Genomic DNA, 14,359 nt, shown 5'->3' with positions numbered 1-14,359 from the left:
GAACTTCCCGGGCGAGTTCGACGGCATCGAGATGCACGCCCATCACTACATCGACCCGCGGACGCCACATGACTTCTCGGGGAAACGCATTCTCGTGGTGGGCCTGGGTAACAGCGCCGCCGACATCGCGGTCGAACTGTCGTCGAAGGCGCTGGACAACAAGCTGACGCTGTCCACCCGGTCCGGGGCCTGGATCGTGCCGAAGTACTTCGGCGGCAAACCCGCCGACAAGTACTACAAGACCTCCCCCCACATCCCGATGTCGTGGCAGCGGAAGTTCGTCCAGATGATGCAACCGGTCACCGCCGGACGTCCCGAGGACTACGGTCTGCCGACGCCGAATCACAAGTTCTTCGAGGCACACCCGACGCAATCGGTGGAGCTGCCGCTGCGTCTCGGCTCCGGTGATGTCATCGCGAAGCCGAATGTCAGTCGCCTCGACGGGTCGACGGTCCACTTCGACGACGGCACCTCCGACGACTTCGACATCATCATCTACGCAACGGGTTACAACATCACCTTCCCGTTCTTCGACCCCGACTTCATCAGCGCGCCGGACAACCGGATCGACCTGTACAAGCGGATGTTCTACCCGGGTATCGACGACCTCGTCTTCGCCGGATTCGCCCAGGCGGTCCCGACGCTGTTCCCGTTCGTCGAATGCCAGGCGCGCCTCATCGGCGCGTACGCGACCGGGCACTATCGCCCACCATCGGTGGCGGAGATGCGGGAGACGATAGCCGCGGACACGCAGTTCTTCACCGGCCACATGGTGCAGAGCGCCCGCCACACCCAGCAGATCGACCATTACCTCTACGAACACAACATGCGTACCAAGGAGATCCCCACCGGCCGACGCCGCGCGCAGGAACAGGGGCCGATGACCTGGGCGGGAGTGGCGGACAACGCTCCTGTCGCAAGCGTCTCGGGAACGGAGGCCACCGCATGACCACACCGCCCGGAGCGCAGACCGTCCGTTTCCCGTCGGCGGGCACCGAATGCGACGCCTGGTTCTTCGCCGGTTCGTCGGGCTCGCCTTTCGAGATCGACGGCAGACGCCCCGTCGTCGTGATGGCGCATGGTTTCGCGGGCACCAAGGATTCGGGTCTCGCACCGTTCGCGCAGCGATTCTCGGAGGCCGGACTCGCCGTCTTCGCCTTCGACTACCGCGGTTTCGGTCTCTCGGATGGGCAACCGCGGCAGCAGATCTCGCTGGAGCGTCAGGCCGACGACTACCGGGCCGCGATCGTGGCCGCCAAGAAGCAAGCCGGTGTGGACCCGAATAAGGTGATCCTCTGGGGTGTTTCGCAATCGGGCGGTCATGCGCTGACGGTCGCGAGCGGTCGTCTCGACATCGCCGCGGTGATCTCGGTGATTCCGCTCGTCAACGGTCTGGCCGCCGGTCGCGTGGCCTATGACCAGGTCGGAGGTGCGGCCATCGCGCGCTCCACCGCGTCGGCCGTGGCGAGTGCTGTGTCGTCGAAGCTGGGGCGCGGCCCGAAGATGATGCGCGTGGTCGGCGAACCGGGTGACCGCGATGCGGCACTGACCGCCCCCGGATTCCTGGAGAGCTACCTGGCCATTGCCGGACCGTCGTGGCGCAACGAGGTCGACGCGTCGGTCGGTCTGGAGATCGGCGGGTTCCGGGCCGACAAGCATGTCGGCGACCTCACTGCTCCGGTGCTCGTCCAGATCGCCGACTACGACTCGGCCGCGCCGCCGCAGGCTGCGGCCAAGACGGCTTTCAAGGCGCGCGCCGAGGTCCGGCACTATCCGTGTGATCACTTCGACGTCTTCGAGGGCAACGACTGGTTCGAACCGTGTGTCGGACATGCGGTCTCGTTCCTCACCCGCCACCTCGCGGACAAGACCGTGAGTGCCCGGTGAAGCGCGCGATCGTCATCGGCGGGGCGTCGGGTATCGGGCTGGCGACGGTCGACGCGCTGACGGCCGACGGAGTGGAGGTCGTCGTCGCCGATGTCGACGCCGAGCGTGCCGAGAGAGTCGCCGCCGAGCGGGGTGAGCTGGTCCGTGCGTTGCGTCTCGACGTCACCGACGAAGACTCGGTGGTCGCCGCTTTCGACGCGGTCGGGGAGTTCGACACGGTGGTGAACTGTGCGGGCCTGTCCGATCCGGGTGCCCTGACCGAACTCGAGTTGAGCGCCTGGCGTCACACCGTCGACGTCTGCCTCACCGGCACGTTCCTGGTGATCAAACACGCCGGCCGTCGGATCGCCGACGGCGGCTCGATCACCTGCATCGCCTCACTGAACGGACGGCAGCCCGGCGCCGGGATGGGTTCGTACTGCGCGTCGAAGGCGGGTGTCCTGATGCTCGTCGAGGTCGCTGCCCTGGAACTGGCGGACCGGGGGATACGGGTCAATGCCGTGTCGCCGGGTCTGGTGTCGACGCCGCTGACCGAGGGAATCGGATTCGTCCCCGGACTCACCGAGGAGTACATCGAGAACACCCCGCTCGGACGCAGCGGCGAACCAGCCGAGATCGCCGACACCGTCGTCTTTCTCGCCTCCGACAAGGCGCGGTGGATCACCGGGGCCGCCTTCGACGTGAATGGTGGCGCCCACCTCAAGAGATATCCCGACGTCCTCGGCAAGGCGCGGGCGATGCTGGAACAGTACGAGTCCCAATAGCCGGAGGCCGCAACTGTTTTCGGTAATCGATCTTCGCGCGGCACCGCTTCCCTGTCGCTGATCGGACTCGATCAGCGGCAGGGAACTGGTCGCTCGGGAGGGAAATCCTTACGCGGGAAGGCGCTAGCCGGCCAGCGGTGCGCCGACGACGCCGGAGTCGCGTCGTAGCACGCGCAGCGAGCCTTCGGCCCGGACCTCGGTGAACTGGCCGGTTTCCAGGGCCTGGCAGTAGATCTCGTAGGGAGGGCGTCCGCCGTCGGCGGGATCGGGGAAGACGTCGTGGATCAGGAGGGTCCCGCCGATACGCACCCACGGGGCCCAGCCGTCGAGGTCGTTCTGGGCGGCTTCCATGCTGTGGCCGCCGTCGATGAACACGAAGTCGGCGGGCTTGCCCCAGATCCGGGCGGCGACGGTCGACGGTGCGAGGAGTCCGACGACGGTCTTCTCGAGCCCGGCGTCGAACATGGTGCGGCGGAAGCGCGCCGAGGTGTCGAGCGTTCCGGTGTGCGGGTCCACGAGGGATTCGTCGTGGTACTCCCAACCTGGTTGGTGTTCTTCGGAACCGCGGTGATGGTCGACGGTGACGATGACTGCGTCATTCGCCTCGGCGGCGGAACCGAGGAAGACCGTGGACTTTCCGCAATAGGTGCCGATCTCGATGCCGACCTTCGTCGAATCCGGTTGTGACAGATACTCTCCGGCGATCTCGAACAGCGTCTGTGCCTCGTCGAGCGGCATGAAGCCCGGCGCCTCGTCGGCGACTCGGCGACGTTCGGGGGACGGTGCGTTCGGCGACGGCGCCGTGGACTGTGACATGGCACAGATCCTATCGGGTGTGTGAGGGGCGCCGCGTAGGGTGAGCGATATGAAAGCTCAGGTACTCAGCGCAGAGACAGGCCCCTCCGGACTCGAGTTGACCGACGTCCCCGACCCCACTCCCGCCGACGGCCAGGTCGTCGTCGACGTCAAGTCGTGCGGTGTGTGTTTCCCGGACCTCCTGATGAGCCAGGGCAAGTACCAGCTCCGCGTGCCCACCCCGTTCACCCCGGGTACCGAGGTTGCTGGAGTGGTGCGGTCGGCGCCTGAGGGATCGTCGGTGAAGGTGGGGGACAAGGTCCTCGTTGCGTCGATCGTCGGCGGTTTCGCCGAGCAGGTCGCGGCCGCGCCGGAACAGCTGCTGCCCCTGCCCGAGGGACTCAGCTTCGAGCAGGGTTCCGCGATGGGCATCAACTACCAGACCGCGCTGTTCGCGCTGAAGACCCGCGCGCACACCCAGCCCGGTGAGGTCGTCGGCGTGCTGGGTGCCGCCGGTGGCGTCGGGACCGCGTCGATCATGGTCGCCAAGGCCATGGGTGCGAAGGTCGTCGCCATCGTGCACCGCAAGGGTGCCGAGGAACTGCTGCGCAGTGCGGGCGCCGACGAGATCGTGCAGCTCGAAGAGGGCTGGGGCGACAAGCTCAAGGAGGTCGCACCCAAGGGAGTCGACGTCATGATCGATCCGTCCGGCGGTGAGGTCTTCGACGAGGCGCTGCGCCAGGTCGCTCCCGACGGTCGCTACGTCGTGGTCGGTTTCGCCGCGGGCGGGATCCCGACGGTCAAGCTCAACCGCGTGCTCTTCCGCAACATCGCCGTCGTCGGCGCGGCCTGGGGTGAGTACGTGCGCACCCATCCCGAGCTGAACCTCCCGGCGAAGCTGCACGAGGAGCTCAGCCAGATGATCGCCGATGGGATGACCCCGCAGGTCAACGTCACCTACACGCTCGATCAGCTGCCCGAGGCGTTGACCGATCTCGCCGAAGGGCGGATCCTGGGTAAGGCGGTCGTCAAGATCGGCGACTGAGACCGGTCCGGCCGGCGACGACCGCAGGAGATGCCACCTGCGAAGGGAACCGCCATGTGCCGCAACATCACCGAACTCCGCGGACTGGAACCGCCCGCCACGGCCGACGAGGTCGAGGCGGCGGCGCGACAGTATGTACGGAAGGTGAGCGGCGTCCGGCACCCGTCGCCGGCCAACGTCGAGGCCTTCGAGGCCGCGGTCGCCGCCGTCACCGCGGCGACCCGCACCCTGCTCGACGCCCTGCCCGAGCGTCGCCAGCCGCCCAAGACGGTCCCGCCGCTTCGACGCCCCGAGGTCCAGGCGCGGATCGCCGCGCGGGGCTGAGGTCGGGTCAGCAATAGGTATCGCTGGTCGATACTTATTGCTGACTGTGTGGGCTCCGAGTCGGAAGCGGTTCCTTACGGCCGCGATCGGCATTGTGGAGTACCCGAGTGCACCCCTGTCTTGGCAGGGTTAGGATCGCGAAGACATTTGTGCTGATCGTGGCCACCACGTGGCCATGCGATTGGGTGGGGGACGAGTGACACCGAAGCCTGCAGAGGTGAACCCGAGCAGTCTCGCGGACGCAGCGAGGCACTTGCATTCGTACGGGACGTCTATTCGGGGGATCGAGTCGCCGACGTTCGGAGCTATCCGTAACTCGCTGGCGGGTTTCGAGACCGCATCAGCCACGGATAGCCTCGACGGGTCGGTGAAGCAGGCTCTGACAACAATTGCGGGTCGACACGAGCAGTTCGGTGATGCTCTGAAATCTGCCTCGAGCGCGGTGGTCAATGCCGACTACGTCGCCGCTCGGCTACTGGAGTCACTCGGCAATCTCAACCAGCGTCCTGAGTGATGGCGGCAAAGACTCGAAGTATTGTCCGCGACGCGCACCCCGAGGTTCTCGCTCATGCCGCATCCGCATTGGTTCCGGTGTCGGCCGCGATCGAGAGGAAAGCCGGGGAACTCCACGCGAAGGTAACAGGCCTCGATTGGAAGGGGGCCGCGCGTGACGGAGCGGTGACCCGCGCGGACTGGGAGAAAACGCAGATGACCCGGGTTGCGGACGCAGTCGAGGAACTCGGCGAAGCGTTCACGTCTGGCAGCAGTCGGATGACCCCGATGGTCGCGAACCTCAACACCTCAGCGTCCAATCTCGAGAACGACCTGTTCTCAGTCGAAGATGATTGGACCGTTCGTGATCTGCGCGACTACGCCTCCGAAGAGAAGCGCAACGAGGGCGACTCCACCGCGCTGTCCGAGATAGCCGAAGCTCGCCGCATCCGGGGTGAGGAAGCAACCAACGAGACCATCCGGCTGCAGAGGCTTGCGCAGGAGCTGCACACGGTTGACGTGGACACGAAGCGCGCGATCAGCGAAGCAGAAGAACTCATCAGGACGCTCACACCCGTCACAGCGGGACTCAGCATCCGCCAGTCCGAGATAGACCTGCAGGCACTCAAGGATGGCAAGCTGTCGCCGGCGGGCCGAGAACGTCTGAGGCGAGCGACATCCCTGAGTCCCGGCCAGCTTGAAGCGCTCCGCGAAGGGCAAGTCACGGAGATCTCCCAGGGGCAGTACAACTATTTGAGCAATATCATGACCGAGCTCGAGACGGCGAACATGGACGACCTCCTCAAAGTTCACAACGCCGCGCCCGGTCTGCTCGGAGACGCGTTCCGCATCATGTCGAGTCCCAATGTGCACACGAAAGCGGGCTCGACTGGCGGCCTGGACCGTTTGCCTGGCTCAGTTGTGTCGTTGCTACGCGAGAATCCGATAAAGCACACGACAGCAGGCACGTCGACCGGATTCCCCTACTCCTTCGCGGGGGTGCCGCGCCTCGACGACTTCAAGGCACTCAACACGATCTTGAGTGACCGGACCGACCGTGGTCTGCAGTTGGGCACCGACGTCGACCGCGGGATGCTCAAGCAGTCCTCTGAGATCGTCGGAGCTCTACCGGACGGCGATGACAAGCTCTTTGGTCTGTACGACGAGAATCAGCGCGTCGAGGACGTTCGAAAGCTCGCGAGCTCGATGCTCACCAACTCGAGTCACGACCGGCAAGCCGTCACAGATTTCCTGACCGGGGAGCGGATGAGCGTGACAGTTGCTGAAGGGCATAAGTACGACGCCGACGCGCACGTGCTGAACATTCTTTCTGAACGGTGGTCTGTCGACGGTGCCAAACTCGGTGCGGAAGGTGACTTGTCGGGCGGCAGAGATCTTTTCGATTGGATCGGGGCGGCGGCACCATCCGAGGGGTACGAAGGGCAGCTCGGTGGTAGGGCCGCCGATGCATTGGCGCGCATTCTGATCGATCACGAGAACGGACTCGATTCGCTGGTCGTCGAACGAGACTCAACAGGAAACAACAAGTACGAAACCTTCGGTGACCGGAATGCCCTGCTGTCGCAGGTACTTGCCAAGAACCTCGCGCCGTATTTCGGTAACTTCGCCGGTGCTCCGGATGGGGTCTTGGTCAACCACACAGCCGGTCCGCTCGAAGACACGGTGGAGTTCTCGAAACTCATCGGGGTGCTCTCCACGGATCCCGGTGCGGGTCGAGTTGCGTTGAGCGCAGCCGTGCACTGGGAGAACTTCCTCGCGCACGAGTACGGCAGCGACCCGGACAACTCGGAGCTCGCCACTGCCGCTGCCAAAATACACAGATCAATGGACGACGGGTTGACCAACGCGCTCTCAACCCTCGCCGACAACGACCAGTGGGAGAGATTGCGGGAGTACAACGAGAAGTCCTTCCTGATCGACTCGGCCGGAGGGCTTTTGGCTTCCGGCGGGTTGAAAGTGCCTGGGCTTTCCGAGGTCGCCGGCATGGCCGTGCCACTCGTGAAGATGGATGAGGTTTCATTGCCAACTGCCGATCCGCAGGACAACGAAGCTGCATGGAAGACAGAGCTTGAGAATCTAGGGACCAGCCTCGACAAAATGACCGCCGGCCAAGACCGCGTGGTACAGGTGACGTCCGGCTACCTCGAGGATCGACCAGACCTCTGGGGCAAGGCGTGGATAGCTCGCGACGGTAATCCGATAACATTTGTGAAGCCAGACGGGTCTCTCGACCTGGAAAAGGTTGAAGCCAACGGTCGAGAATTCACGAGGTTCTCGAAGGAAATTGGCGCGGAAAGTACTCGTTTCGAATACAACGACCACTTCGGTGAATCACTCGAAGATCCGACCATCAACGATTCCGACCAGTCCATGGAGGTAGTGGACCGTGCGCCGCGCTGACGTTATCGCAGTAGCATTGCTGTGCCTTGGACTCGTGACTGCCTGCAGCGACATCGATGCATCCTCATCCTCGGGCTCTTCGGGCAATACCGCGTCCGGTTCGGTCCGATCTATGTCCCCCTCGGAAGCCCGGGCAGCAGACCGTTTGCAGTGGAGAATGCGCTGGCGTGAGGACGGTGCTGTCGACCTGTCATCCCCGACGGGGACGTTCATTCGTGGGGTAATCGAAGGAGAAACCCTACTACTCTTCGACTGGGATGTTGACGGTGAGTTTCCAGGCATCAAAGACGCGATTCCTGGGCGCAAGGATTGGATGCCGCCTCTGGGCAGCAACGACTACCAGACAGTGGATGAGATCTATAAAATTGCCGACGTTCGTGACCTCGGGGACAACTCTGCTGTCGCGCTTGTGTGCACATCCGGGCAGGTAAGCACCGATGAAGCGGGTTTTCCGCCCTACTTTGATTCGGAGAATGTCCCCGATGCCCGCGACAGGTTCGTGGCCGTCTACCGTTTGACGTTTCATCGCGAGGGCGAGTCGCCGCCTGAAAGCCGGTCCGGTCCCAGACTGTTTCCCGGGTATGACGTATTCGGAGATTGGTGGGTCTCGGAGTACACGGATTCGTGGGCGCCACCCTCGGGTCCGGACGAGTGGGGGCGGGAACCGATGCCAGACCCGACCATTTGCGGTGACATGGGCGACCTGACCGCTCCCGGCCCGTCGTATCCGGGCTGGTCGGGGAGCGGTGTCTGAGCGATGGCGGGTTAGGGAAAGCAATAGCGGCCGGGCTCGCCGCCGGGGGATCTTGGGCATTCAGGTTTCTCGGCTCGGAATTAGGTAAGGCGGTTTGCAATTGACCGGCCATGACAAGGCCCACCCATGGGACAGGTTGTTCAGGCTCACTCGGTTCGCGGGACTCAGTGCCGCAGCATTCGGTGTGTTCAGCCTGTTCTGGGGCTATCACGGGGTGGCGGCAATCGCAGATTCCCGCCCTCTGTACGCGATGTTCTATCTGCCGGCGGCCTTGGCGTGCTCGCTCGAGGCGACTCGGGTGGTCACCATCGCGATTCGTCGAACCCGATCGGGGGCGCCGCCGAAGGTCACCGCGCACCGACCGGGCGGAACAGCTATTCGTATGTCGCCAGAATTCCGCGTCGGCTACATCGTGTTTCTGGCGCTAACACTGGTGAGCGCCACAGTCTTCGCAGTGGGCTTCTGGACAGATCAGCTGACCTTTCCGATGTCGGACGGTCAGCTCATCGTCTTCCCTTACGTTGCAGCTGGGCTCGCAGTGTTCGCGGCAGCCGCTCTCGTCTACTTTGCATGCGGTTGGTTGCGGTTTTCCGAGATCTTCTGCACGCCAGACAAGTTGGTCATGAAGTCGTTCAAAGTCCGCGACGAGATCGCTTGGTCGGACATCGAGGCTATCGAACCAACTGCTTCGGGTAACTCCATGGCGATCCTCGTCGAACCCGTTGACGGCGCGAAGGTGACCGTCGAGGTTTTCTACCGCGGCCCGTTCGCGCCGTCGCCCGAAGACCCGATCGTGTGCGTCGTGGACCTGTTCCCGACAGGGCCCGAGGCGTTACTCGACTTTCTCCGCTACTACCTCGACCATCCCGAGGCGCGTGAAGAACTCGGCGACGGGCGCGCCGTCGAACGCCTTCAGCAATAGGTTTCGCTGAGCGATACCTATTGCTGATCCGTGCCATCCGTCATCGCGGCTCGGAGATAAAACCGCAGTTCAGCGGGGTTACGCTCACCGGTGAGCAAAAATTTGGGACGTGACCGCAGGGTCGGGCTAGGGTCCGAGTGGTGTCCAACCACCGATCTCCCCGCGCTCATCGAGCCGCTCCGCGCGTGGTTCGAATCCTCGCGCTGGCGCTGACCGCCGCCATCGTCGGCATGCTGACGATCCTCGGCGGACCCGCGCCGCATGCCCAGGCCGCCCCCGACGACAGCTGTAGCCCGGCCGGGCTCGCGTCGGCGTCGGCGGCACCGGTCAACCTGGCCGCCGCGGAGCAGGGCGGTGAGGACAAATACACCACCCCGAGCACGACGCCGATCGACCAGATCGACATCGGCTCGCTCGAACTGCTTGCGCCGGGCAAGATCTCCGTCGGCACCTTGTCCGACGCCGGACCCAGCATCTGTGTCAACAGCGCCGGCAACTTCACCGGCTTCGACAACGAACTCCTCAAAGCCATCGCCGCGAAGCTGGGTCTGCAGATCGAGTTCAACGGCACCGAGTTCGCCGGTCTGCTCTCGCAGGTCGCCAACAACCGGTTCGACGTCGGGTCGTCGTCGATCACGACCACCGACGACCGTCGCAAGACCGTCGACTTCACCAACGGCTACGACTTCGGCTACTTCTCGCTCGTCGCCCCCGAGGGCGGTCCCATCAAGGGATTCGGCGACCTGTCGGACTCCACCCGTATCGCCGTCGTCCAGGGCACCGTGCAGGACGACTACGTCGTCAACACGCTCGGCCTCGACCCGGTCAAGTTCCCCGACTACGCAACGGCTTACGCCAATCTCAAGAGCGGTCAGGTCGACGCGTGGGTCGCGCCGTCGCAACAGGCGGAAGGCGCGGTACGCGAGGGCGACGGCACCGCCATCGTGGAGAACACCTTCAGCGTCAACAACTTCGTCGCGTGGGCGGTCGGCAAGAACAAGCCCAAGCTCGTCGAGGCCCTGAACTCCGGGCTCGACGCCATCATCGCCGACGGCACCTACGCCAAGCTCTACGTCGACTGGGTGCCGCGCGAACTCCCCGAAGGCTGGAAGCCGGGCAGCAAGGCCGCCCCCGAACCCGAACTTCCCGACATCGCCGCGATCGCCGCCGAGAACGCCGCGAACGCCGGCCCGACCGAAGCCGCCAAGCCCAAGAGCACGCTCGAACAGCTCGGTGACACCTTCTTCAACTGGGAGCTCTACGAGAAGTCGTTCCCCGAACTGATCAAGACCGGCCTGGTCAACACGCTGATCCTCTCCGTGGTCTCCGGTGTGCTGGGAACCATCCTGGGCATGATCCTCGCGGTCTGCGGCATCTCCCGGTCGCGCTGGTTGCGCTGGCCCGCACGCGTCTACACGGACATCTTCCGCGGTCTGCCGGCCGTCGTCGTCATCCTCATCGTCGGCCTGGGCGTGGGCCCGGTGGTCAAGGGCCTCACCGGAAACAACCCGTACTGGCTGGGCGCCGTCGCGTTGGCACTGCTCGCGGCCGCCTACATCGGCGAGATCTTCCGATCCGGTATCCAGAGCGTCGACGACGGTCAGCTCGAGGCGTCGCGTGCGATCGGCTTCAGCTATCGGCAGTCGATGCGGCTGGTGGTGATCCCACAGGGCGTCCGGCGGGTGCTGCCCGCACTGATGAACCAGTTCATCAGCCTCATCAAGGACAGCTCCCTGGTCTACTTCCTCGGACTGCTCGCCAGCCAGCGCGAACTGTTCGCCGTCGGCCGAGACCTCAACGCGCAGACCGGAAACCTGTCACCGCTGGTCGCCGCGGGCATCATGTACCTCATCCTGACCATCCCGCTGACGCACCTGGTCAACTACATCGACCGTCGCCTCCGCACCGGTAGGCCCGCCGATGTCCACGACGATCCGTTGCCCGCCACCGTCGTCGAGAAGGGATAGGCCATGCCTGCCACCACCACACGAAAAGCGGTGTCGCTGACCGGCACCGGGCTACACCTGTCCTTCGCCAGACACCACGTGCTGCGCGGGGTCGACATCCAGGTCGACGCGGGTACGACGACCACCGTCATCGGCCCCTCGGGATCGGGCAAGTCGACGCTCCTGCGGGTACTGAACCGCCTGCACGAACCCGACGAGGGGGACATCCTGCTCGACGGCCGGTCGGTGCTCCAGGACAACCCGGACGAACTGCGCCGCCGAATCGGCATGGTGTTCCAGCACTTCAACCTGTTCCCGCACAAGACGGTGGTCGAGAACGTCGCGCTCGGGCCGCGGAAACTCAAGGGGCTGAGCAAAGACGAGGCACGCGACGTCGCGCTGAGGCAACTGGAGATCGTCGGCCTGACCGAGAAGGCCGACGTGCGACCCGCACGCCTGTCGGGCGGTCAGCAACAGCGTGTGGCCATCGCGCGTGCACTCGCGATGACACCGGAGGTGATGTTCTTCGACGAGGCGACCTCGGCTCTCGATCCCGAACTCGTCAAGGGTGTGCTCGCACTCATGGCCGACCTCGCATCCGAGGGCATGACGATGGTCGTCGTCACCCACGAGATGGGCTTCGCGCGCAATGTGAGTGACAACGTGCTGTTCATGGATCACGGCGTCGTGGTGGAAACCGGTGAGCCCGGCCAGATCTTCGACGACGCGAAGTCGGAACGACTGCGTACGTTCCTGTCTCAGGTGCTGTAGCAGCTCACATCCACTGCACGAGTTCGTCGGACCGTTCCGGGTGGCGGTCCCGGAACCGTTGGACGACCTCGCTGATGTGATCGTGCATCAGCGTCTCCGCCTTACGAGGACGGCCCGCGATGATCGCCTTGGCGATCTCGGCGTGGTCGTGGCTCATCGCATCGTCCTCGGCGATGGTGTCGCGGCCGGCCTCGAGGACGTGCTCGACGACGATGTGGTCGATCGCCTGCGTGAGCAGCGTGAGGACGCGATTGCCGCTGAGTTCGGCGATGACGGCGTGAAAGTTGTTGAGATCGCTGAAGATCTCGCTCTCCTCGTGTTCCTCGACGTCGTAGTCGAGGAACCGCGCGAAGGCGGCCTCCTTCAGCTTCCGATCCTCGATCCGGGCGACCTTGGCGGACAGTTGCGGTTCCAGGATCTCCCAGGTGTCGAAGACCTCGTCGTAGGTTGCGCCGGCGAGATGGAAATACAGCGTGGCGGTGCGCGCGAGGTAGGACGCGTTGAGCGCGCTCACGAACGGACCACCACCGGGGCCGCGCTTGAGCGTGATCAGCCCCTGGACCTCGAGGATGCGAAGCGCCTCACGGAGGGTCTCGCGGCTGACCGAGTAGTTGGCGAGCATGTCGCTCTCGGCCGGGAGGCGGTCGCCGCGCCGCAGCCCGAGGCTGACGATGTCGGAGACGATCGACGCGGCGGTGGTCTCCGATGCCTTGGGGGCACGCGTGGTCTCGCCATTCTTCTCCGAAGACGATCGCATCTCTCCGGGGTTGTAGATGATCGGGAGACCCGTGCGGGTCAGTTCGCGTGTCATCGTCGACCTTTTCTCATTCGGTGGCGGCGGTCCGCGAGCCGCTGGCTGGATTCGCAGTCGGATTGCACACTACTGGTGAACGGTGTCCGACTTCGGAATTTCGTACGTGTGAACGAAACCGGCGCTCGACGCGGCGGGCTCAGTACGGGGACGATCCACCGTCGACGTTGAGGGTGGTTCCGGTGATCGCGCCACTGTGCTCGCCCAGGAGGCTCACAGCGGCGTGCGCGACCTCGTCCAGGGTCGCATGTCGGCCCGTCCTTGTCAGATCCTTGTGATTCTGCTGAGGATTCGAGTAGCGGCCCATGTTGGCCTTCCCTGCCGACGACGACTGCGTCCGAACCCGCGTCGGGATCTCCACGTATCCGGGACACAGCGTGTTGCATGTGATGCCGAGTTCGCCCGGGTCGGGATCCGCCGGCCCCCGTGGTGGATCTCTGCGATGTCGGTGTCCGTGCTCCGTGGCGCGGACACCGACATCGTCATTCGCTGGGCCGATCGAGTCCGAACAGCCGAGCGGCGTTGCGGTACAACACATTGCGCTGCCAGTCGTCGTCGAACCCCAGGCCGGTGACGGCTTCGAGGGCGTGCGTGTAACCGTAGGGGATGTTGGGGAAGTCGCTGCCGAACAGAATCCTGTCCCCGGCGTCGACGAGACGCGACCGAAGGTCCGCGGGGAACGGGGCGTCCTCCTCGGCGAAGTCGGTGAACGCCATCGTGGTGTCCAGGTGCACGTTGGGGTACTCGCCCGCGAGGTCGAGGAAGGCCGCGTATTCGGGCATGCCCATGTGCGCGATGATCAGCGGCAACGACGGGAACCGATGCAGTAGAGCGCGAATGGGCTCCGGCCCGGTGTGCCGGCCGGGTGCAGGACCCGAGCCGCAGTGGATGATCACCGGCACCTGGGAGTCGGCGATCTGCGACCAGACTCCGTCGAGCAGGGAATCCATGGGGGAATAGTCGCCGACCTGGATGTGGCTCTTGAAGACCTGCGTTCCCGCCTGGATCGCGCGAGAGACGTAGGTGGTGGCCGATTCCTCCGGGTAGAACGTCGCGGTGTGCAGGCAGTCCTCGTGGTTGGCGGCGAAGTCGTTGGCCCAGCCGTTCAGCCACTCCGCCATGTTCGGCTTGTGCGGGTAGACCAGCGACGAGTAGGCGCGGATACCGAATTCGCGCAGCGTCGACACCCGGACGTCCTCGTCGGCACGGTAGGTGATCGGCCACTCCCGCCCGACCAGCGGCCCCGCGGAGTCGAAGTACGACCACACCTTGTCCATGACCGGACGCGGCATGAAGTGGGTGTGGACGTCGACGATGCCCGGCAGGTGGAGGTCCTGCCAGACCGCGCGCACCCGATCCGCCTCGTGGGAGCTGAACGGCACAGGGCCCTCAGGTCTGGGGCTGTCAGGTCTGGAGGCTTCGGGAAC

Annotated in this window: 14 protein-coding genes; 10 read left to right on the top strand and 4 right to left on the bottom strand. The window is 64.7% G+C overall.

Going from position 1 to position 14,359, the window contains the following annotated elements:
• The 3 genes from GOAMI_RS02320 to GOAMI_RS02310 form a co-directional block, all read left to right on the top strand.
• Positions 1-949 (top strand): NAD(P)/FAD-dependent oxidoreductase (locus tag GOAMI_RS02320; protein WP_006434773.1); only part of this gene is annotated, 949 nt, incomplete at its 5' end.
• Positions 946-1,887: an alpha/beta hydrolase gene (locus GOAMI_RS02315; RefSeq protein ID WP_006434772.1), complete on the top strand. Its 942-nt coding sequence runs from the start codon at positions 946-948 to the stop codon at positions 1,885-1,887. The genes GOAMI_RS02320 and GOAMI_RS02315, both read left to right, overlap by 4 nt.
• Complete coding sequence (locus tag GOAMI_RS02310) at positions 1,884-2,651, top strand: SDR family NAD(P)-dependent oxidoreductase (protein ID WP_006434771.1); 768 nt, start codon at positions 1,884-1,886, stop codon at positions 2,649-2,651. Before GOAMI_RS02315 ends, GOAMI_RS02310 begins: the two co-directional genes overlap by 4 nt.
• 123 nt (positions 2,652-2,774) lie before the next feature.
• On the opposite strand, the gene GOAMI_RS02305 is transcribed toward GOAMI_RS02310, so the two are convergent.
• The gene (locus GOAMI_RS02305) at positions 2,775-3,467 is read right to left on the bottom strand and encodes a class I SAM-dependent methyltransferase (protein WP_006434770.1); all 693 of its coding nucleotides are present in this window, start codon (positions 3,465-3,467) and stop codon (positions 2,775-2,777) included.
• Between the two features lie 49 nt (positions 3,468-3,516).
• On the opposite strand from GOAMI_RS02305, the gene GOAMI_RS02300 reads away from it, so the two are divergent.
• The 7 genes from GOAMI_RS02300 (at position 3,517) to GOAMI_RS02265 (ending at position 12,121) form a co-directional block, all read left to right on the top strand.
• Positions 3,517-4,491, top strand: a complete 975-nt coding sequence (locus GOAMI_RS02300) for an NADPH:quinone oxidoreductase family protein (protein WP_006434769.1) — start codon at positions 3,517-3,519, stop codon at positions 4,489-4,491.
• A 54-nt stretch (positions 4,492-4,545) separates the two neighbouring features.
• Entirely contained in the window at positions 4,546-4,815 is a 270-nt protein-coding gene (locus GOAMI_RS02295) for a DUF2277 domain-containing protein (protein WP_006434768.1), read from the top strand.
• A 513-nt stretch (positions 4,816-5,328) separates the two neighbouring features.
• On the top strand, positions 5,329-7,728 hold the full coding sequence (locus GOAMI_RS02285; RefSeq protein ID WP_006434766.1) for a TPR repeat domain-containing protein: 2,400 nt from the start codon (positions 5,329-5,331) through the stop codon (positions 7,726-7,728).
• A 157-nt stretch (positions 7,729-7,885) separates the two neighbouring features.
• Complete coding sequence (locus GOAMI_RS02280; protein WP_247603018.1) at positions 7,886-8,482, top strand: hypothetical protein; 597 nt, start codon at positions 7,886-7,888, stop codon at positions 8,480-8,482.
• 184 nt (positions 8,483-8,666) lie between these two features.
• Complete coding sequence (locus GOAMI_RS02275; protein ID WP_051995353.1) at positions 8,667-9,404, top strand: hypothetical protein; 738 nt, start codon at positions 8,667-8,669, stop codon at positions 9,402-9,404.
• A 230-nt stretch (positions 9,405-9,634) separates the two neighbouring features.
• The gene (locus GOAMI_RS02270) at positions 9,635-11,371 is read left to right on the top strand and encodes an ABC transporter substrate-binding protein/permease (RefSeq protein ID WP_210737797.1); all 1,737 of its coding nucleotides are present in this window, start codon (positions 9,635-9,637) and stop codon (positions 11,369-11,371) included.
• A gap of 3 nt (positions 11,372-11,374) precedes the next feature.
• Positions 11,375-12,121, top strand: coding sequence for an amino acid ABC transporter ATP-binding protein (locus GOAMI_RS02265; protein WP_006434762.1), 747 nt, complete (start codon positions 11,375-11,377; stop codon positions 12,119-12,121).
• A 4-nt stretch (positions 12,122-12,125) separates the two neighbouring features.
• On the opposite strand, the gene GOAMI_RS02260 is transcribed toward GOAMI_RS02265, so the two are convergent.
• The 3 genes from GOAMI_RS02260 to GOAMI_RS02250 all read right to left on the bottom strand — a co-directional run bounded on the left by GOAMI_RS02260 (position 12,126) and on the right by GOAMI_RS02250 (position 14,314).
• Positions 12,126-12,932 (bottom strand): FadR/GntR family transcriptional regulator, encoded by an 807-nt coding sequence (locus tag GOAMI_RS02260; protein WP_006434761.1) that lies wholly within the window; start codon positions 12,930-12,932, stop codon positions 12,126-12,128.
• Positions 12,933-13,071: 139 nt separating this feature from the next.
• On the bottom strand, positions 13,072-13,470 hold the full coding sequence (locus tag GOAMI_RS22430) for an SDR family oxidoreductase (protein WP_081598175.1): 399 nt from the start codon (positions 13,468-13,470) through the stop codon (positions 13,072-13,074).
• On the bottom strand, positions 13,415-14,314 hold the full coding sequence (locus GOAMI_RS02250; protein ID WP_006434759.1) for an amidohydrolase family protein: 900 nt from the start codon (positions 14,312-14,314) through the stop codon (positions 13,415-13,417). Before GOAMI_RS02250 ends, GOAMI_RS22430 begins: the two co-directional genes overlap by 56 nt.
• Positions 14,315-14,359 lie beyond the last annotated feature (45 nt).

It is taken from the genome of Gordonia amicalis NBRC 100051 = JCM 11271, assembly GCF_000332995.1.
In the GTDB taxonomy this organism is placed as follows: Bacteria; Actinomycetota; Actinomycetes; order Mycobacteriales; family Mycobacteriaceae; genus Gordonia; species Gordonia amicalis.
The sequence above is the reverse complement of the archived record's forward strand: the minus strand, read 5'-3'. Positions and strand labels throughout refer to the sequence as shown.

Bases quoted from the DNA above. Each gene is read 5' to 3' on its own strand.
- GOAMI_RS02285 (WP_006434766.1), top strand. From the start codon at position 5,329: ATGGCGGCAAAGACTCGAAGTATTGTCCGCGACGCGCACCCCGAGGTT.
- GOAMI_RS02300 (WP_006434769.1), top strand. From the start codon at position 3,517: ATGAAAGCTCAGGTACTCAGCGCAGAGACAGGCCCCTCCGGACTCGAG.
- GOAMI_RS02295 (WP_006434768.1), top strand. From the start codon at position 4,546: ATGTGCCGCAACATCACCGAACTCCGCGGACTGGAACCGCCCGCCACG.
- GOAMI_RS02280 (WP_247603018.1), top strand. From the start codon at position 7,886: ATGCGCTGGCGTGAGGACGGTGCTGTCGACCTGTCATCCCCGACGGGG.
- GOAMI_RS02315 (WP_006434772.1), top strand. From the start codon at position 946: ATGACCACACCGCCCGGAGCGCAGACCGTCCGTTTCCCGTCGGCGGGC.
- GOAMI_RS22430 (WP_081598175.1), bottom strand. From the start codon at position 13,470: ATGTGTTGTACCGCAACGCCGCTCGGCTGTTCGGACTCGATCGGCCCA.
- GOAMI_RS02305 (WP_006434770.1), bottom strand. From the start codon at position 3,467: ATGTCACAGTCCACGGCGCCGTCGCCGAACGCACCGTCCCCCGAACGT.
- GOAMI_RS02260 (WP_006434761.1), bottom strand. From the start codon at position 12,932: ATGACACGCGAACTGACCCGCACGGGTCTCCCGATCATCTACAACCCC.
- GOAMI_RS02270 (WP_210737797.1), top strand. From the start codon at position 9,635: ATGCTGACGATCCTCGGCGGACCCGCGCCGCATGCCCAGGCCGCCCCC.
- GOAMI_RS02265 (WP_006434762.1), top strand. From the start codon at position 11,375: ATGCCTGCCACCACCACACGAAAAGCGGTGTCGCTGACCGGCACCGGG.